We start from the raw sequence: 19,746 nt of genomic DNA on the forward strand, positions 1-19,746 counted from the left end.
AACATGTTGAGCAGTCCAAAATGACCGCTATATTAACCAAGGGGGTCAGTTTTTAAATGCCGTTAGGGGGTTATTTTTACACTGCCGCTAACAGAAGCAATGCGGCAGTATCTGATTGATGTACACCATATCCCAGTGAAGCGTATTTACACCGAAGATCAAAGCACCAGCACTGAGTTAAATCTGATCAATAGTAAAAAGATTTTAGCCAAGCAGCATATTTCTCTCCAGCAACCTATTGCTATTGTGACCAGCGATTTTCATATTCCACGTAGCCGCGCTATAGCCATACGTCAGGGTTATCAAACGCCCATCATGCTCAGCGCTCAGACACCTCTTGCCACTCGCTATAATGCATGGTTACGTGAGTATTTTGCATATTTGAGTGGTTGGTTACTCAATGAATACTAAAATGGGATCATCTTGAATTAATGGAGGCGAATTGTCCGTGGCGATGGTAATTGTAATTGTTTAAATAATTCAGGTTTCTGCATTGAAAATTGATATAAATAGTTTTTGATATCTAATAATAATTTTTCTGGAGCAACCAAAACATTTTGCCCTTCTGGGCTTAAATTCATCGAGACCGTGGTTTTTTCCGAACGTAAGAATGGAATCACTTTTTCGACTAAATCGCTAAGACCAATACTTTGGATTTCGTAGCCCGCCCAATTATCTTTCACTAAAAGTTGTGCTAAACCTTTACTCTGCCACATCGCAAAAGAACGTTGTCCAGTCGGCGTAGCACATAAAGCCCAGCCATCTTGATATAATGCAATAACATAGCCTTGATGTACGATAGTTTCGATAAAAAGACGATAGATTTCAAGAGGATCGTAAGTAGTATTTTGATTTTTAGACGCAGCTTTGCGTTGATATGGGTTTCTCATAAATCTGTCATATTTTAAAATTATTATTGCACAGAAGTGTATGAAAACAGCTTGAGATAAGCAAGGTTTTTACGATAAGGGAATATGGTGGGCGCTGACGGGATCGAACCGCCGACATTCTGCTTGTAAGGCAGACGCTCTACCAACTGAGCTAAGCGCCCTTGAGAATTAAAAATAGCATTGCTATTTTTATGAAGCAAGAAAGAAATCTTGCTTGATTCCATTTACTAGCACAAGGGATCTAGAAAATGGCGCAGCGGACGGGGCTCGAACCCGCGACCCCCGGCGTGACAGGCCGGTATTCTAACCAACTGAACTACCGCTGCAACGGTAATTGCGAATGCAATTAGGGTCATTAAGCTTTACAGCTTGAATATGGTGGGCGCTGACGGGATCGAACCGCCGACATTCTGCTTGTAAGGCAGACGCTCTACCAACTGAGCTAAGCGCCCTGATTTAAGATTGTCAGTCTTTGTGTTCAAATTTAAGCTCAGGGACTTAAATTTATATTTTAAATGGCGCAGCGGACGGGGCTCGAACCCGCGACCCCCGGCGTGACAGGCCGGTATTCTAACCAACTGAACTACCGCTGCATCGTAAAATATGGTGGGCGCTGACGGGATCGAACCGCCGACATTCTGCTTGTAAGGCAGACGCTCTACCAACTGAGCTAAGCGCCCTGATTAAGATTGTCAGTCTTAGTTTTTAAACTCAAGCTCAGGAACTTAAATTTAATCGATTCTTTGAATGGCGCAGCGGACGGGGCTCGAACCCGCGACCCCCGGCGTGACAGGCCGGTATTCTAACCAACTGAACTACCGCTGCATCGCAAAAAATCTGGTGGGCGCTGACGGGATCGAACCGCCGACATTCTGCTTGTAAGGCAGACGCTCTACCAACTGAGCTAAGCGCCCTCATTAAGGATTTTGTATAAATGGCGCAGCGGACGGGGCTCGAACCCGCGACCCCCGGCGTGACAGGCCGGTATTCTAACCAACTGAACTACCGCTGCACTTACACAAAGTCACTAATGTGGTACAAACAATATTAAAAATCTTAAGTGGCGCAGCGGACGGGGCTCGAACCCGCGACCCCCGGCGTGACAGGCCGGTATTCTAACCAACTGAACTACCGCTGCACTTAAGATCTTTAACGTAAAGGCTTGGTGGGCGCTGACGGGATCGAACCGCCGACATTCTGCTTGTAAGGCAGACGCTCTACCAACTGAGCTAAGCGCCCTTAACGTCTTTATCGTTTGTGAGGTGCATTATAGAGAATCTTTACAGGCTGTCAAACGCTTTTCGGCTTGTTTTCACTTTTTTGCAATCGAGTGATTAAAAAATAGGTCAAATGGTATAAAAACAAGTATTTTCTGTATGTTATTTAACATATTTGCGAAAATTAAAATGATTATTCCCTAAATTTCTTTTCCTCAAAATACACATTTTCTATGATTAATCCCCTTCTTCTACTCAATATTCATATTTTAAATTACAGCGTTGAATACTCAATAAAATAAGCTTGCACATTTTTAACAGCTATTTTTAGATTTCAAGTTTATGTTCGAAAATATAAACCAGTGCATTGCAATCAATTAGTTCAAATAACTCTATGACATCCGTATTACGCATACGAATACAGCCATGCGACATCGGCATCCCCATTGGTTCGCTATCTGGTGTTCCATGAATATAGATATAACGTTGATAGGTATCGCAGCCTTCCCCGCGATTAAAGCCCTCTTCTAAACCACTCAGCCATAAAATCCGAGACAAAATCCAGTCCCGTTCAGGAAACTGGTTGGCTAAATCGGTGTCGTAAACTTCCCCTGTAGGCTTTCGAGCAATAAAAACGGCATTTTGAGGTTGCTCAGCACCATGCTTCTCAGCAACCAGATGCCAGCCTCGCGGCGTTTTACCACTATTTTCAGTTTCGCCAATGCCATTTTTCCCCGACGAGATCAGATAAAATTTATTCTTTTTAGGCAGCGTTAAAGTCTGTTCAGCCAGATCAATCAAGACGTCTGCATCTGCAATTACATAAGACATCAGTTGTCCTCTATTTGTTTTTTATCTATTCCAGTATTTGGTTCTGGGCGTAACCATAACCATATTGCGACAAGTAGCATGGTGGTATTGGTAAATAATTTCACTAAAAATGGTGCATTGGTCAGTAGCATGATCAGCCCACTGATCAACATCATGATACTGGCAAACCATTTCGCTTTACGTGGTACAGTGCCATTGGCACGCCATGCTCTTAACGTTGCGCCATATTTAGGATGGTTGAGTAACCAAGCATCCATTTGTGGCCACCCTTTAGAAGCAGCCCAAGCGGCCAAGATCAGAAAAACAGTTGTTGGCATACCCGGCAACAGTGCACCGATAAAGCCTAGGATGACAAAGATCACCACTAAACAACGCCAAAACAACGTTTTCATACCACTTTCCTGAGCACCGAATTGCGGTAGTATAAAGTGTTTTTTAATTTTATCCGTTGTCCTTCTGCATATTTAGCTTCTTTTTTAAGGCACTCACATGCATCTCATTTCACAGCATCAGTTGTTCGAACCTTGGCTCCAACTCAAACATCCATTGGTTCGCCAGTTAGCTTTTGCTGTAGCAAGTCCAAACATTTTGTCTGCGTTGCCGTTAGAGCTCGATATACAACATGCTTTTCATTTTCATCCCTCACAGATCTGGCAACAGCACTTTCAAACCTATTTACCTCGCCTTAAACAGCTCGATCAAGACCCAAAAGAACTTGAAGACTTTATGGCTCAACTGAAAAGTACCCGTCTGGGTCTGCGCTTTGAAATGTTCATATGGTTTTGGTTATTGGATCATCGCTATCATGCCTATGAATTATTGGGTCATAGTATCCAAATCATTGATGGTGCACGTACTACGGGCGAGTTGGACTTTTTAATTAAAAATACCGAAACCAATCAAGTCGAGCATTGGGAAGTCGCCTTGAAATATTATTTAGGTGAAACAGATCTAAGCTTAACCACATGGTATGGGTTGAATCGTACTGATACTTTAAACCGAAAACTAAAACACTTTACCCATAAACAGTTTCAATTCCAGCAAGCTTTAGACACAGACATTCAAACGCGCTTTGCCGTTTTAAAGGGGCAACTTTTTCTCCCTCTAAGAAATGGTTTCACGGCAGTTGATGCTTTAAATCAATACTCCCTTCCCGATTGGCTCAACCCAGACCGTCGACTAGGCACTTGGGGTAACATCATTCCAAAGGCCGACTTGAATTACTATCGCCTACAACGTCAAGAGTGGATTTGCCCAAATGCAGAAATCAGCAGCCAAAATGCACATTGGTGGACAAATGGCCTGTACTTACAAAATCAAAACAATCAGTTTTATATGTATCGAAATCCAAATTTGATTTTAACTTGATTTTGCAGAAGTTCCTTTATACAAAAATACATAATACAACATACGCTTACTTATCTCCTGTAAAACCATGCTATTTTTTATAGTGTTTATTTTTTAATCTTAAACAACATCAGAACAAAATCATTTGATGAATACACTAAAAATTTTGGAGATAGAGATGAAAAAAATTGTTTTAAGTTCACTAGTGATGCTTTTTGTTTTAACAGGCTGTAATACCGTCAAAGGTATGGGTAAAGATGTCTCTTCAGCAGGTAATGCTGTATCAAATACCGCTGAAAAAACCCAAGATGAAATCCGCAAGTAATTAATATCTGCACTTCAAAACCTTATCAATTGATAAGGTTTTTTTATTGCTAAGTTTCGCATTCCAGAGATTAATCGCCTATTATAGTGCCGACTGTTTTATTGACTTTGAAATGCGCATGACCTCTTCTGCTACTCTCGATTTAAGCCTCCAACTTTTACGTCAGCCATCGGTTACACCTGTGGACCACAACTGTCAAAATATTATGGCTGAACGCTTAAAAAAAATTGGTTTCAACATTGAGTCTATGCGCTTTGATGATGTTGATAACCTATGGGCACGAAAAGGCACTGAAGCACCTGTATTCTGCTTTGCGGGTCACACCGATGTCGTTCCTACAGGTAATTTAGATGCTTGGAACTCAGACCCATTTGCCCCTGAAATTCGTGATGGCAAGCTTTATGGTCGTGGCAGTGCAGACATGAAAACGGCCTTGGCTGCAATGGTGGTTGCTTCTGAGCGCTTTGTTGCAAAACACCCAAATCATAAAGGCTCAATCGCGTTCCTCATCACATCAGATGAAGAAGGCCCATCGATCAATGGCACGGTCAAAGTGATCGAAACACTCGAAGCCCGTAATGAAAAAATGAAGTGGTGTTTGGTGGGTGAACCTTCAAGTACCCATCAACTGGGTGATATTGTTAAAAATGGTCGTCGTGGTTCACTCAATGCAGTACTGACAGTCAAAGGAAAACAAGGTCACGTGGCTTATCCACATTTAGCCATTAACCCAATTCACATGGCCTCTAAAGCTGTTGCTGAACTTTGTGATACGGTTTGGGATCAAGGCAACGAATACTTCCCTGCGACGTCTTTCCAAGTGTCAAATATTCAAGCTGGTACAGGGGCAACCAATGTCGTTCCAGGCACCATGACCGTGACTTTCAACTTCCGTTATTCAACTGAATTGACCGCTGAAGAATTAAAAGCACGTGTTTTAGAAATTTTGGATCGTCATGGTTTAGTCTACGACATTAAATGGACACATTCAGGCTTACCATTCCTGACGCCAGTGGGTGAGTTGGTGAATGCAGCTAAAAATGCCATTCGTAATGTAACTGGTGTAGAAACTGAGCTTTCAACCTCAGGCGGAACATCTGATGGTCGCTTTATTGCTCCTACAGGTGCTCAAGTACTTGAACTTGGTGTTCTCAATGCCAGCATCCATCAAATTGATGAGCATGTGAATGTCGCTGATCTTGAACCACTTGCTGAAATTTACGAACAAATTTTAGAAGGCCTTTTGATATAAGCATTCAAACCCATATAAAAAAGGAACTCAGTTGAGTTCCTTTTTTATTACATTCAAACTTAAGCTTAAAGCCCTAAACTCGCCTGAATTTTATTTAAATTCGGTACATGGTAAGTCTCATCTCCCATACGCACCAACTGGAAAATAGTGGGATCATTCACAGGGCTTTCATCATCAACAATTTCAGAAATACGCAAACGAATTGACTTCGGCATTTCATTACACATCAAAGCAAAGCGCTGAGAAGCATCATCCCCCTCAATCACCAGCGCCACCCCTTCCATTTGGTCAGGACGGTTGATGGCATAAACAGGCAGATGAAGATCATGCCATTCCACCGTTTTCACTTGCGTATCACTATCGAGCGCTGAAAGTACAATATTTTGCGGCAAGAGCATGGGGTTTTTACCATGACACTCAATAATATAAGCATCAATAAAACCTGTTGATACTGTAATCAGGTATTGCAACTCTTGCTGACTGATTTGCTCATTCATGCTCTTTGAAACATTTACATTCATTTATTTACCCCTGCTTTTCAGCCAATAACTGCTGAATGTTGGCAAGTAATTCTGCCTCTTGGAATGGTTTGCCCATGTAGTGTGTCACGCCCAAGCTGAAAGCACGTTCACGGTGTTTTTCACCCGTACGCGATGTAATCATAATAATCGGCAAGTTCTGGTGAATTTCATGGTGACGAACCAAATTCGTTACTTCGAAACCATCCATACGTGGCATTTCAATATCCAGCAACATCAAGTCTGGTTTAACGCTCTCAAGCTGCTCCATCGCATCGACACCGTCTTTAGCAGTCACAATATCAAAGCCTTGGCGCTCTAATAAGCGCGATGTGACCTTACGAACCGTGACCGAGTCATCCACAATCATCACTAAACGACGCATATCCTGATGACGACCAAAGTCACGGTGATCGGCGGCATGCGTTACACGCTTGGTACTTAAAATCTGACGTGCGATGTTCTGACCATCTAAAATCAAGCAGACATGACCATCACCCAAAATCGTTGCACCCGCAATTGCACCAATGCTGGCAAACTGTTGTCCAACGGGCTTCACTACAATTTGCGCACGTGAACCAATCAGCTGATCAACCAATAAGGCAATGGTTTGTCCACTATTGCCTTTAATCAATAACACCGGCAATGAATGTCCAATATTACTCAAACGCGGAATCGGCTGATTGGATAAAAACTCAGATAAATAGCGCAGTTTATAACTCACACCATCAATTTTGAATTGGTCATCTTTGCTGTGGAAATAGTGATCCAATGCTGTTGGAGCAATACGCACAATGCGATCAATCTGCGCCAATGGAATCGCATATTGTTGATCGCCTGCTTTCACCATCAAGGCATCGCTCACCGCTACCGTAGTCGGTACGCGAATAATGAAGGTTGTGCCGAATCCAATTTCCGATTCAACCGTGACATGTCCACCCAGTGCTTTAATTTCACTTTGCACCACATCAAGACCGACACCACGTCCAGAAATTTGCGTCACTTCTTTGGCTGTACTGAAACCCGGATGGAAAATAAACTGTAAGATTTCCTGTTTATCCAACACTTGATCGGCTTTAATTAAACCTAAGTTTAGCGCTTTCGCTTTAATCGTGCTTTCATCAATACCTTTACCATCATCTTTAAAGCTGACGATAACGTCTGTACCTTGACGGCTAATGTTTAGTTCAATTTGGCCTGTCACTGATTTTTTCGCAGCACTACGTTGTTCCGCATCTTCAATACCGTGGTCGATTGCGTTACGTAGCATATGCTCAAACGGCGTAACCAAACGTTCAAGAATCGTACGGTCCAACTCACCTTCGGTGTTATGGACGACCAATTCCGTTGGACGGTTCAAAGTTGATGCGGTCTGACGTACAATACGTTGCAAACGAGGCAGCATACGTGAGAACGGTACCAAACGTGTCCGCATTAAGCTTTCTTGAATCTCTGCTTGAATACGGGATTGTTGTAATAACAAGCCTTCCGCATCACGAATTTTCTCAGCCAAAGTGCTCTTGAAGTCGACCAAATCCGAAGCTGATTCGGCTAAGGATTTAGACAATTGATTCAGCGATGAATATTGGTCCATTTCCAAGGGGTCAAAGTCTGCGTAGCGCGAGTTTTCAGAACCGTGCTTCGCAATAATTTGACTCTCAAGCTCACCTTCCATTCGACGCAACTGATCCGCCAAACGCTTAATTGCAAGCTCCATCTCGTTCAACGTATTGCCGAGCTGACCTAAGTCCATCTCAATACGTGAACGGTTAATCGCATTTTCACCGGACAGGTCGATCATTTTCTCAACCAAATCAGCTGAGATACGAATCATTTCATTACCACCATCCAAGTGAGTCGTTTCTTTCCACTCACCCAGCATTGCTGGCGGCTCAGTACCATCACCCTGCACAAACTCAAAACTTGGTACCGCATTGAGTAAATCAATTTGAGTTACACGCGTCGGTAATTGCGCAATCACATCCACATAATCAATAGATGCTAAGCTGTTTTTCAAACCATCATAATTACTAAAATCACGTTTGAAGATGGCTTGTTTTAACCATTCAAATGCGGTTTGCAATAATGGGTCATACACGTTTGAACTGAAATTATGTACAGCAAATTGCTCAAATGTGGTTTCTAGTTCATAAGCAATCGCACCAACGGGTTCATTCTCCGCCATACGTGCGCCGCCTTTTAAACTGTGCGCGGCACGTTGCAATTGTAGTAACACACTACGGTCACTACGTTGTTCAGTCCACTGTTTCAGTAAGCCATCCGTAGTCGCTAAAATTTCTTCAGCTTCTTCCAAGAAGGTTTCTTCAACAATTGATAACAGACTGGCTGCTTCTTCTTGGACAAGTGACGGAGTATCCAGCTGTTCAACGACAGTAACGTCCGTGTTTTCAACTACACTTGACGCTTCAATTGCAGTTGCTGACTCAACAGCAGCAGCAGCTGTTTCAACTTCAATCGTTCTATCTACATTAGATAAAGGTTCTTGAACTAGAGGCTGAGCCTCTTCAATTGCTTTAACAAACGCCTCAACCAAAGGCTCAGATGCTGAAGCGGTAAGAGTCGTACCCTCAACCAAGCTCTGAATGTTATGCAATACCTTAATGGTCGCTGTTGCTGGGTAATCAACCTTCTCCGTACGAATGACCTGAATTCGGTCTGCGACGTCATCCTGTACTAAGCGAATGATGCTGATCAACTGTGGCGTTGTGGCTATTTGCTGACGAATCACACGCTCATAAATAGACTCTAATTCGTGTGCAATCGAACCAATAAAAGGTGCAGAAATCATATTGGCACCACCTTTTAAGGTGTGCAAATAACGCATTAAATTATTGAGCGCTGCTGTATCATTGCCATTTTTAGACCAAGTATTAAGATCCTGATCCATCCCCATCAATAATTCTTCGGCTTCTTCCAAGAAGATATCGAGCAAATCATCATCAAAATCGGTATTGGCCGTATTCGATTGCTTGTACTGATGATCCGATGCAATTTGCTGCGAAATCTGCGCAAGATCAAGGCTTGGTTGTAAAGTATTTCCAGAAACAATAGCCTCAGCAACAGGTTCAATTACCGTCGTCGAAGTCGATTCAACATCTTGCTGTACGAAGGCCATTAATTCATTCAGAACTTTATGCACTTCTTCAGTCAGAATGACACGCTGACCCGCAGCTAAAGTGTCAAATAAATGGATAAATTCTTGATGTGCCTGACCAAATAACTCATATGCATAGTCTACATTGAGTAATTCTGGCTTTTCCAGTAAGGCTTGATAACCCGCATATAGCTCAGAAGTAAAGTCATGAATTCCTTGAGCAGCACGGTTATTGGTGAATTCTAGCAATTGTTTTGCTTGTTCACCTAAGTGCTGAATATAGTCTGGATATTCAACTTTAGCCCGCTGATCAAACTCAAACTCAGCATCAAGCAGCAGATCAATGTTTAACTCGATCAGCTTCGAGACCATACCTTGTGGGTTCAGTTCATCGTCTACGTCTTCTATACTGAAACCATAATTATCCCAAGCCGTAGTGAACGTAGCATAAATCACGTCAAGCTGTTCGTTCGTACCACGCCCAAGCACATGTAAATAGTCACGTACAAATTCAGCATATTGGGTGAGTAAAGATATTTCCTTCGAGGTGGAAACAATCTCTTCTTGAACCAAGGTTTTAAATAGATTTTCGACTTTTGAGCTGGCATTAAAAACATGCTCAATTTGCGCCATAGACGAACTACCGCGCAATGTATGTAAAGCACGGATTAAGCCATTGTAATCTTGTACTTTGGTTTCATCTGCATTTAAGAACTGATCGATAGTCGCTAAATGGTCTTCCGCTTCTTCAATGAAGATCGCTAAAGTTTCTTCAAGGACATCATGCACTTGATTATCCTGCTCAGAAACGTCTACAACTTGTGGCTCAGATTCAGCCACTTCGATATCGCTCAACTCTAATCCCGTCACGACATCATTACTATTTAGATGATTAGACAGTTGTAGCAACTCTTCTAGAGCAGGTTCTAAACTTTGATTTTGTTGTAATTGTTGTCCAATTAAAACCAATGGACGAAGATCAAGATCAATTTCCTGCACCGCTTTAAAAGTCGGATACAGTTTAAATTGAAACAGTTTGAATACTGTTTTAGCAAATTTTTGAACCGTTGCTGTGAGCGGTACAGCTCCTGAAATCACACGATTTAAGGTATCTTCAACCCCCCATGCTGTTTCACCTGCTGACTTTGCCCCCACCATACGACCAGAGCCTTTTAAGGTATGGAAGTGACGACGTATGCTCAACAAGGTTTCTTGATGGGTTGGTTCAGCGTACCACTTTTCAAATAATGGATCTAACTCAACGAAGATTTCTTCAATTTCTTCAACAAAAATTTCAAGAATTTCTGCATCTTGATCTAGATAACTATCTTCCGGAAGCGTTGTCGTTTCAACTAAATGTTTTAATATTTCTTTCATAGCTAAGGCTTCTTGCGTTGTCAGCTACCCAAAAAAGGTGCATAAACTTCATTATAACCATCATCCCAAACCAGTCTTTTTGCTCAAGCTAATTGGGTTGATGTGTATCCTGATTTGGTATGCCACTCAAGCGATGAGCAGCATACCCTCCCCCAAAGCAAGCGCTTAATCAGGCAGTTTAAAGTCTGTTACAGACTCACGTAACGCTTCCGCCATATTTGCAAGTTCAGAGACTGAACGTGCTGTATCGAAAGTCGCAGTGGTGGTTTGTGAGGTAATTTCTTGTACGACGTTCATCGTGGTTGCAATATGACCTGCAGACGCGGATTGTAGCTTTGCTGCATCCGAAATGTTTGCAATCAATTTCGCCAAATTACCCGATACGTTTTGAATCTCATCCAGTGCAACACCCGCATCCTTAGATAAGTTCGCACCGCGTACAACCTCAGACGTGGTTTGTTCCATCGAAATTACAGCTTCGTTGGTGTCGGTCTGAATGGTTTTTACCAGTGTTTCAATCTGTTTGGTTGCTGAAGCTGAACGCTCTGCAAGGCGCTGTACTTCATCCGCAACCACGGCGAAACCACGACCTGCTTCACCGGCCATCGATGCTTGGATCGCTGCGTTTAAAGCCAAGATGTTCGTTTGGTCGGCAATATCGTTAATCAAGGCAACGATGTTACCAATCTCTTGCGAAGATTCACCTAAACGTTTAATACGTTTAGAGGTTTCTTGAATCTGCTCACGAATGATATCCATACCTTCAATTGAACGGTTTACAACGTTCGCGCCATTTGCAGCAATTTTTACTGAACGCTCTGCTACCACCGCTGATTCTTCAGCGTTTGAAGATACTTGGTCAATTGACATTGCCATTTCGTTAATCGCGGCAGATGCACCCGCAATTTCTTGCGCTTGGTGTTCAGATGCTTCGGCTAACTGGTTGGTAATCCCCTGCGTACTTGCCGTATATTGTGCAACCTCTTGAGAGGTTTCAGTAATACGCGATACAAGGTCACGTAATTGGTCAATTGCGAAGTTAATCGAGTCGGCAATTGCACCCGTGAAGTCTTCAGATACCGTTGCATATGAACGTAAGTCACCATCTGCAAGATCGGCAATCTCATCCAGTAAACGTAAAATCGCGTTTTGGTTACGGTCATATTCATCTTGTAGACGAGATACACGTTTTTTATCTGATTCACCACGAAGTACGAGTAATTTAAATACACAGAATAAGAAGGCAATCAAGGCTAGAATTAGACCTAAGGCAGGAATTGCAATCGCTAAACCTGTACCACCAGATAATTTATTTAAATTGCTTAACAAAGCATCTGACTGTTCAAAAATCGATGATGACGCTTGACGTACTTTAACAATTTGTGATGAGTTCTTTAAGACCGTTGCTGCTGCTGACTTCAGTACATCATCATATTCAGATTGAATACTGGTTAAAGAATCACGCATTTCAGGGTCATTAATACGCTCTACACCTAAGTCCGCACTGCCATTTAACTGTGCGTTTAAGTATGACGCGAAGGTTTCTGTATCTGAGCTAAAATCATCCGCAGATTCACGCGAGTTGGCTGAACCCGTCAAGACAGAACCAATTGAACGTAGGATACGTTCCGCAATGAATACTTGGTTTTTTGCAATCACGACTTGGTTGGCTGGCACATTTTGACGTGCCATTTGGTCAACCATTAAGTTATATTCGGCCTGAATCCCAGGAATACTTTCACTAATCGCGATGTTGGTATCGTAGAGTTGGTTAATGATTTTTTGTTGCGATGCAATTAAATCAATATTTTCAGAAACTTTTTTCCACTGCGCATCTACTTCACGCAGTGCATCTGTACTCGCGTGAATATCTTTTACTGTTTCTAAATTTTCAGCAAAAGACTTTTGTGACTCTGTCAGTTTTTTAATAGCTTCAGGGGTACCTGATGCTGTTGCTTCAGTTGCCTGACGAGAAATCGTTTGTGATAAAAGACGTAAATCACCCAAGCTACGGGTGAATTCGTTATTTCGAGGTACGCTATAGAATAGGTACAACAGCAAGAAAATAGCCAGTACGATACAAAATGCCGCACCCAAAATTAATGGCTTGGACTTTTCACTATCACCAAATACACGTGAAAACTGTTCCGTCTGTGATTGAAGTTTTGCTACTAAAGCATTTCCACCTGAGCGGTTACTGCTTCCATCCGTATTTTTCTTTTTAAGTTTAAAGCCCATGCAGCTTCTCCCCAATTTACGCCCTTATAATTTCGCGCGCGACAATGATATTAATTTATAAATTTTATAGATACGTTCATATACTTTGGATTGTCTAATAAGCGACTGAATAAGAAAACATGCCATTGTTGGTTGTGTTGGTGAAAATACCCTTGGCAATATTCTTTTAAATTCCGATCTAAATCTTCATGTTTAGAAAAGAAACTTTTCTTATTAAAGTGCTGAATCCCCAGAACCTGATCTACAACTAAACCGACATAGTGGTCATTGTGACTAATACAGAGTACTTTTTGAGTTGGTGAATACGCACTGCGATGCCCTGATACATAGTGCGCTAAATCGGCAACAGAAAGTAAACGTCCCCGAATATTGGCCAAACCCACAACCCAAGGTTGAGTATTTGGCACTAAGGTATATTTCGGAGGATAAATCACCTCTGCAACTTCACCTAATGGCGCAACGAAATATTGCCCCATCATCTCAAATGCAATGCCCGACCAGCGGTTTACCTCATTTTCGTTTGAAACGTAGTTTTTATTACCACGTTTAGCAAGTCGAAGTAATTCGATAAATCCATTTGCTGCCATAGAGCTTATCCTGCGTTCAGGTGTTGCTTAATCACATCAATCAGTTGGTTTTCATCAACAGGCTTGGTTAAATAATCACATGCACCTTGACGCTTACCCCATACACGGTCCGTAGCCTGATCTTTAGTACTGACGATCACTACGGGAATGTGTTTTGTTGTTGCGCCACGCGCAATTTGACGGGTTGCTTGGAAGCCATTAACGCCTGGCATCACCACATCCATCAACACAAGATCAGGAAGTTCAGCTTGAGCCATGGTTACACCATCGGCACCATTCGACGCTTCAATCACTTCAAAACCGTGTTTCCCCAAAATTTCTTTAAAGCGGAATGTCTCTGTAGGTGAGTCATCCACAATTAAAATACGCGCCATAATTTTCCCCAATTACACTTATATTATTTATGCTGAAACGTGATTACGAATCGCATTTAATAATTCATCTTTACTAAACGGCTTTGTTAAATATTCGTCTGAACCGACAACACGCCCTTTGGCTTGGTCAAATAGACCATCTTTGCTAGAGAGCATCACGACAGGAATATTTTGATAATTTTGTGAATTTTTGATTAATGCACACGTTTGATAACCATCTAGTCGTGGCATCATAATGTCGACAAATACGATATCAGGATTGGCTTGAGCAATTTTTGACAATGCGTCAAAACCATCGACTGCAGTCACCACTTCACAACCTTCGCGTTGCAATAATGTTTCAGCTGTACGACGAATGGTTTTTGAATCATCAATGACCATTACTTTTAGATTCTGGAATTTATCGTCCATTTAATATGACCCTTCCCATTTTTAGAATGTTTGTAGAAACAGATTCGTAGACGCTTTACAAGTTACGTACACTTTTAACATATATTTACTTATATTTTCAACGAACAGTTTCCGCATAAAACCACACTTCATCTTCTTTTTAAGAACGGCTTCACACTTTCCTATACCCGTCGATTTTTTTTTGACTGATTATATTTTTTATTCCTAAATTTAGGACTAATATAGCACTATTTATTGCTTGTAAATAAGTAATTTAGTCAACTTTAAACTGGGGGTATCGATGCTTAGGGAGTTTAATCACAAACTTGCTTTGATCGTGAAAAAAAGGATGACTGCGAAAGTCATTTTGCTGGCTTTGCTAAGTTTGCAGACCATCTCGATTATGGCCGATCCACCTAAAGCGGTCTGGTATCGATATTACGACAGTAAAGGCATCGCGAACGTCAGTAGCAGTGTCACCCCCAACCATATTCGTTATGGTTATGAAGCACTCGATAGCAACATGCAAGTGATTCAACGGGCTCGTCCATACAACGCAGAAAAAGATGCGCAGTATGCGCCACAACGTGCAGCAGCAACCAAGCAACGCGAGTCAGATCTTAAATTAAAACGCGCTTATACCAACAGTCAAGTCGCCACTCAAAAACGCAATACTGCCCTTTCCTATATTTTAAAACAGATTAAGTTCCAGCAAGATGAATTAAAACAATTACAGAATGACCGTATTGGATTCTTACGCCAAGAAAAAGAAAACATGCGTAAAGGCAAAAGCAATCCGAAACCACTCCAAGATATGATTGATTATAATTCCAAAAATATTGTGATGAAAAAAGAACAAATACAATCGTTACAAAGTCACTATCGTAATACCAAGGCTGAATACGACAGAATTATTGCTCGTTTAAAAACCCTTGAATAATCTGCGTTTTATTTACAGTATGCTGACTTTCGCCGCTAGACCAAAGGATTTGACTCAATGCAGGCTGCACCATGTATAAAAACTAAATTAAGCCGCCAAGTGCTCCCTATTTTAAAACTCAGTCCGCTGTGTTTGTGCTTACTCCTCTCGGCCTGCCAAAAACAAGACGAGGCCACATCTCCGACTTCATCTACAGCTAAAATCGAGCTGATCGCAGAAGACTTGGTCCAGTTCCAAGAAGGGCCTTCTATCCAGCGTACAGCTTTTACTGGCACCATTCGAGCCGTCAATCAAAGTTCTATTCAGGCTCAAGTGACAGCAACAGCCACCGCCGTCTCCGCTCAAGTTGGACAAGCCGTTCAAAAAGGCCAAGTACTGGTTCGATTGAACAATCAAGATAATGCTGCGCGTCTCGCTCAGGCTCAAGCCAATCTTGCTTCAACCCAAGCCCAAGCCAATCTTGCAAAAAGCATGGTTCAAAGAAAAAAACGTTTACTCGACCAGGGCTTTATTTCTAAAGTGGAATATGAACAAAACCTTGTGGACTATCAAGCTCAATTAGAAAATGTTCGTGCGCAACAAGCCAATGTTGATATTGCCGAAAAAGCGGATCGCGATGGCACTATTTTAAGCCCGATTTCAGGGGTTATTACTCAACGTCAGGTGGAACCTGGACAAACAGTATCCGCAGGACAAACTCTTTTTGAAATCATTGACCCGAGTCATTTAGAAATACAGGCCAAAATTCCAAGTGATCTACAAGCAGCTTTAAGTTTGGGAGAAAAAATTGAATATCGGCTGCAAGGCAATCCCCAAAAACTGACAGCCAAACTTATTCGTATTTCCCCGATTTCAGATCCCGCAAGCCGTCAAATTGAGTTTTTTGCTCAGCCAATTGAAAGTATTAATTCATTGAGTATTGGGACCTTTGTAGAGGGAAACATACTTGGTTCACAGTCCATCTCAGGGCAAATTATCCCGCTGGATACCATTCAAAATATACAAAATTCGCCTTATGTTTGGGTGATTCGCCACAATAAAATTAAACGTGTTCAAATAAAAGTATTGGAACAACGCTATAGCAACAACAGCGCTGTAGTACAGGGACTACAAGCCGGCGACCGTATCAGCCGTATAAAGTTTAATGAAAAAGATTTGCATCAAATGGTGACAATCAATCCATAAAAATAAGAAAAGGTTGTTGCTATGTGGTTAACCCGTATTAGTGTGAAATATCCTGTTTTTACCATCATGATGATGTTCTGTCTGATGGTTTTGGGCTTAGCCTCTTGGCAAAGAATGGGAGTTGAGGAGTTTCCTGATGTCGATTTCCCCTTCGTGGTGGTTTATACCACTTATCCAGGGGCATCGCCTGAAACAGTTGAGTCTGAAATCACCAAGAAAATGGAAGATCAAATCAATACCATTTCAGGTTTAAAACAGGTCATTTCTCAGTCTAGCGAAGGCTTATCGACCATTATTGCTGAATTTGATCTCGATGTTTCTTCCGCTATAGCCGCACAAGTTGTCCGTGATAAAATTGCACCAGTCACCGCTGAGTTTCGAGACGAAATTCAAGACCCAATTGTTGAACGTTACGATCCTTCTGCCAATGCCGTGATGTCGATTGTATTTGAATCACAAAACATGTCACTGAATGAGCTCAGTTCTTATTTGGATCAGCGCATCGTTCCACAGTTTAGAACCGTTTCTGGTGTCGGGACAGTCAACTTATTGGGTGATGCCAAGCGACAAATTCGCATACAGATTGAACCTGAAAAATTACAAAGTTTTGGGATTGGTATTGATCAGATCATCAACACTCTAAAAGCTGAAAATGTTGAGGTTCCGGGTGGAACGTTGAAGCATGGTAACAGTGAACTCGTGGTCGAGATCAAGTCTAAAGTGATTCATCCTTTAGCCTTCGGCGATTTGGTGATTGCCAATAAAAATGGTGTACCGATTTATTTGCGCCAAGTTGCAAGCATTTCAGACAGCCAAGCCGAACTTGAGTCGAGTGCCTATTTAGATGGTAAAACCGCGGTTGCGATTGATATTTTACGCAGTTCCGATTCAAATGTGATTGATGTAGTCGATGGTGCTTATGAGACCTTAGCAGATATCCAAAAACAGTTACCTGAAGGCACCACAGCAAAAGTCGTGGTAGATTCATCCAAAGGCATTCGTAATAGCATCACCGATGTTGCACGTACCATTATTGAGGGTGCAGCTCTTGCCGTTTTGATTGTCCTGCTGTTTTTAGGCTCGTTCCGTTCCACCGCCATTACAGGCATGACGTTGCCGATTGCTCTTCTTGGCACTCTGACGTTTATTTGGATCTTCGGCTTTAGCATCAACATGATGACCTTACTGGCACTATCACTCAGTATTGGTCTACTGATTGATGATGCGATTGTGGTCCGTGAAAATATTGTGCGACATGCAGACATGGGCAAAGACCCTGTCACAGCAGCCCTTGATGGCACCAAAGAAATTGGACTCGCTGTTTTAGCCACCACCTTAACCATTGTTGCGGTGTTTTTACCTGTGGCATTTATGGGTGGTATTATTGGTCGATTTTTCTATCAGTTTGGCGTAACCGTCAGTACTGCTGTGCTGATCTCCATGTTTGTCAGCTTTACTTTAGATCCCATGCTATCTGCACATTGGGCTGAAAAGCATAATCCACATAAACCACCCAATCGAGTCAAACGTTTCTTCAATTGGATTTCTGGCAAACTAGATAATCTCAGCCATGACTATGAGAAATTACTCAAGCTTGCTCTGCGCTTCCGATTCATCACCCTCATGATTGCTGTGGCTTCACTGTTCGGTGCATTAGGCTTATCTAAACTAATTGGAACCGAGTTTGTCCCTGTTCCAGATAAAGGTGAGATTCGGATTAAGTTCGAAACACCTGTCGACGCCTCTTTGGAATATTCACAAGCCAAACTGCTGCAAGTCGATAAAATTATTCAGCAGCACCCTGACGTTCGAGCAACTTATGCGGTGATTAATGGCGTTACGGATCGTGGTAAAAACCATGTCAGTATTCGCGTAACCGTTACGCCACGCACAGAGCGTAAGAAAAGCTTAACCGACTTAAACAATGAGTTCCGCCAACGCCTACAACAAGTAGGTGGCATTACTGTGACCTCAATTGCCTCGGCAGATGAAACGGTATCGGGCGGACAAAAGCCCGTAATGATTTCCATCAAAGGTCCTGACTTAGCGGAACTCCAGAAGATATCAGACCGCTTTATGGCTGAAATTGCGCAAGTCAAAGGCATTGTCGACTTAGAAACCTCACTTAAAGCCCCTAAACCGACTTTAGGCGTGCATATTAATCGGGTCTTAGCCAGCGATTTAGGACTATCGGTCAACCAAATTGCCAATGTCATTCGCCCACTGATTGCAGGGGATGATGTCACCACATGGCAAGATGACAAAGGCGAAACTTATGACGTTAACCTACGCCTAACTGAAACTGCACGTAGCTTACCTAGTGATGTACAAAACCTTTACCTCACATCGCAAAAAACGGATGCCAATGGCCAAGCTTTATTGATTCCCCTTTCTAGCGTTGCGCATTTAGAGCAAAGTCTGGGGGCATCGCAGATTAATCGTCGCGATCTAGCACGGGAGGTTTTAGTCGAAGCCAACACAGCAGGTCGTCCTGCAGGCGATATTGGTGTAGATCTTAAAAAAATTGAAGACAACTTTGACCTTCCAGCAGGTTATAGTTTTGACACGCAAGGTTCAAACAAAGACATGGCTGAATCCGCAGGTTATGCCATGACTGCAATCACCTTATCCATTGTGTTTATTTATATTGTGCTAGGTTCTCAGTTTAATAGTTTTATTCACCCTGCGGCGATTATGGCTTCCCTACCACTATCATTGATTGGGGTGTTTTTAGCGCTCTTCTTATTTAATTCCACCATGAATTTATTTTCCATTATCGGCATTATTATGCTGATGGGGTTGGTGACGAAGAATGCGATTCTATTGATCGATTTCATTCAAAAAGCCATGGATCACGGCGTTGATCGTTATCAAGCGATTATTGATGCGGGTAAAACACGTCTACGCCCTATTCTGATGACCACAAGTGCCATGGTGATGGGCATGGTGCCTCTGGCTTTAGGGCTAGGTGAAGGGGGGGAACAAAGCGCACCTATGGCACATGCAGTGATCGGCGGTGTCATTACATCGACACTGCTGACCTTGGTGGTGGTTCCTGTGATCTTCACCTATTTAGATGACTTTAAGAACTTTATGCTGCGTCAAGTACGTAAAACCATGTCATAATAATCAACATTTTTCTGAGGCGGTGTCGACATGC

At 42.2% G+C, this 19,746-nt stretch carries 15 protein-coding genes, 10 tRNA genes and 1 pseudogene; 7 read left to right on the forward strand and 19 right to left on the reverse strand.

Annotated elements, in window-relative coordinates:
* Positions 1-93 precede the first annotated feature (93 nt).
* A pseudogene (locus tag AXW61_RS10975) lies at positions 94-411 on the forward strand (YdcF family protein); the annotation flags it as partial.
* Positions 412-428: 17 nt separating this feature from the next.
* Here AXW61_RS10975 and AXW61_RS10980 read toward each other — a convergent pair.
* The 13 genes from AXW61_RS10980 to AXW61_RS11040 all read right to left on the reverse strand — a co-directional run bounded on the left by AXW61_RS10980 (position 429) and on the right by AXW61_RS11040 (position 3,330).
* A complete protein-coding gene (locus tag AXW61_RS10980; protein WP_062034331.1) occupies positions 429-890 on the reverse strand; it encodes a DUF2750 domain-containing protein in 462 nt (153 codons plus the stop codon).
* Positions 891-975: 85 nt separating this feature from the next.
* Positions 976-1,051: transfer RNA gene (locus AXW61_RS10985), tRNA-Val, on the reverse strand.
* Between the two features lie 88 nt (positions 1,052-1,139).
* Positions 1,140-1,216 (reverse strand) — tRNA-Asp (locus AXW61_RS10990).
* Between the two features lie 50 nt (positions 1,217-1,266).
* Positions 1,267-1,342 (reverse strand) — tRNA-Val (locus tag AXW61_RS10995).
* Positions 1,343-1,406: 64 nt separating this feature from the next.
* A tRNA-Asp gene (locus tag AXW61_RS11000) sits at positions 1,407-1,483 on the reverse strand.
* An 11-nt stretch (positions 1,484-1,494) separates the two neighbouring features.
* A tRNA-Val gene (locus AXW61_RS11005) sits at positions 1,495-1,570 on the reverse strand.
* A 68-nt stretch (positions 1,571-1,638) separates the two neighbouring features.
* Positions 1,639-1,715 (reverse strand) — tRNA-Asp (locus AXW61_RS11010).
* 13 nt (positions 1,716-1,728) lie between these two features.
* Positions 1,729-1,804, reverse strand: a tRNA-Val gene (locus AXW61_RS11015).
* A 21-nt stretch (positions 1,805-1,825) separates the two neighbouring features.
* Positions 1,826-1,902: transfer RNA gene (locus AXW61_RS11020), tRNA-Asp, on the reverse strand.
* Between the two features lie 49 nt (positions 1,903-1,951).
* Positions 1,952-2,028, reverse strand: a tRNA-Asp gene (locus AXW61_RS11025).
* Positions 2,029-2,053: 25 nt separating this feature from the next.
* Positions 2,054-2,129 (reverse strand) — tRNA-Val (locus AXW61_RS11030).
* A 305-nt stretch (positions 2,130-2,434) separates the two neighbouring features.
* Entirely contained in the window at positions 2,435-2,938 is a 504-nt protein-coding gene (elsL, locus tag AXW61_RS11035) for a cell wall-recycling L,D-carboxypeptidase ElsL (protein WP_062034332.1), read from the reverse strand.
* A complete protein-coding gene (locus tag AXW61_RS11040) occupies positions 2,938-3,330 on the reverse strand; it encodes a YbaN family protein (protein ID WP_062034333.1) in 393 nt (130 codons plus the stop codon). The genes elsL and AXW61_RS11040 overlap by 1 nt, the downstream gene beginning before the upstream one ends.
* Before the next feature lie 97 nt (positions 3,331-3,427).
* Here AXW61_RS11040 and AXW61_RS11045 point away from each other — a divergent pair, with 97 nt between their 5' ends.
* The 3 genes from AXW61_RS11045 to dapE all read left to right on the forward strand — a co-directional run bounded on the left by AXW61_RS11045 (position 3,428) and on the right by dapE (position 5,862).
* On the forward strand, positions 3,428-4,306 hold the full coding sequence (locus tag AXW61_RS11045) for a DUF1853 family protein (RefSeq protein WP_062034334.1): 879 nt from the start codon (positions 3,428-3,430) through the stop codon (positions 4,304-4,306).
* Positions 4,307-4,463: 157 nt separating this feature from the next.
* Positions 4,464-4,610, forward strand: a complete 147-nt coding sequence (locus AXW61_RS11050) for an entericidin A/B family lipoprotein (RefSeq protein WP_058952131.1) — start codon at positions 4,464-4,466, stop codon at positions 4,608-4,610.
* A 118-nt stretch (positions 4,611-4,728) separates the two neighbouring features.
* Positions 4,729-5,862 carry a succinyl-diaminopimelate desuccinylase gene (dapE, locus tag AXW61_RS11055; RefSeq protein ID WP_062034335.1) on the forward strand — a complete coding sequence of 378 codons (1,134 nt, stop codon included), beginning with the start codon at positions 4,729-4,731 and terminating at the stop codon, positions 5,860-5,862.
* A gap of 65 nt (positions 5,863-5,927) precedes the next feature.
* Here dapE and AXW61_RS11060 read toward each other — a convergent pair whose 3' ends face one another.
* The 6 genes from AXW61_RS11060 to pilG all read right to left on the reverse strand — a co-directional run bounded on the left by AXW61_RS11060 (position 5,928) and on the right by pilG (position 14,482).
* Positions 5,928-6,383 (reverse strand): hypothetical protein, encoded by a 456-nt coding sequence (locus AXW61_RS11060; protein ID WP_062034336.1) that lies wholly within the window; start codon positions 6,381-6,383, stop codon positions 5,928-5,930.
* 4 nt (positions 6,384-6,387) lie between these two features.
* On the reverse strand, positions 6,388-10,872 hold the full coding sequence (locus tag AXW61_RS11065; RefSeq protein WP_062034337.1) for an Hpt domain-containing protein: 4,485 nt from the start codon (positions 10,870-10,872) through the stop codon (positions 6,388-6,390).
* Between the two features lie 165 nt (positions 10,873-11,037).
* Complete coding sequence (locus AXW61_RS11070) at positions 11,038-13,110, reverse strand: methyl-accepting chemotaxis protein (RefSeq protein WP_004981158.1); 2,073 nt, start codon at positions 13,108-13,110, stop codon at positions 11,038-11,040.
* A gap of 50 nt (positions 13,111-13,160) precedes the next feature.
* A complete protein-coding gene (locus AXW61_RS11075) occupies positions 13,161-13,697 on the reverse strand; it encodes a chemotaxis protein CheW (RefSeq protein ID WP_062034338.1) in 537 nt (178 codons plus the stop codon).
* Between the two features lie 5 nt (positions 13,698-13,702).
* Positions 13,703-14,071, reverse strand: a complete 369-nt coding sequence (locus tag AXW61_RS11080) for a response regulator (protein WP_004694491.1) — start codon at positions 14,069-14,071, stop codon at positions 13,703-13,705.
* Between the two features lie 27 nt (positions 14,072-14,098).
* Entirely contained in the window at positions 14,099-14,482 is a 384-nt protein-coding gene (gene pilG, locus AXW61_RS11085; RefSeq protein WP_004694493.1) for a twitching motility response regulator PilG, read from the reverse strand.
* A gap of 280 nt (positions 14,483-14,762) precedes the next feature.
* On the opposite strand from pilG, the gene AXW61_RS11090 reads away from it, so the two are divergent.
* From AXW61_RS11090 to AXW61_RS11100, 3 genes are read left to right on the forward strand one after another with little or no spacing between them, the layout of a single operon-like run.
* The gene (locus AXW61_RS11090; protein ID WP_062034339.1) at positions 14,763-15,401 is read left to right on the forward strand and encodes a hypothetical protein; all 639 of its coding nucleotides are present in this window, start codon (positions 14,763-14,765) and stop codon (positions 15,399-15,401) included.
* Between the two features lie 57 nt (positions 15,402-15,458).
* Positions 15,459-16,586: an efflux RND transporter periplasmic adaptor subunit gene (locus AXW61_RS11095; RefSeq protein ID WP_062034340.1), complete on the forward strand. Its 1,128-nt coding sequence runs from the start codon at positions 15,459-15,461 to the stop codon at positions 16,584-16,586.
* Between the two features lie 21 nt (positions 16,587-16,607).
* Complete coding sequence (locus AXW61_RS11100) at positions 16,608-19,712, forward strand: efflux RND transporter permease subunit (protein ID WP_062034341.1); 3,105 nt, start codon at positions 16,608-16,610, stop codon at positions 19,710-19,712.
* Positions 19,713-19,746: the final 34 nt, after the last annotated feature.

Source organism: Acinetobacter sp. BMW17 (assembly GCF_001592855.1).
Taxonomy (GTDB): domain Bacteria; phylum Pseudomonadota; class Gammaproteobacteria; order Pseudomonadales; family Moraxellaceae; genus Acinetobacter; species Acinetobacter johnsonii.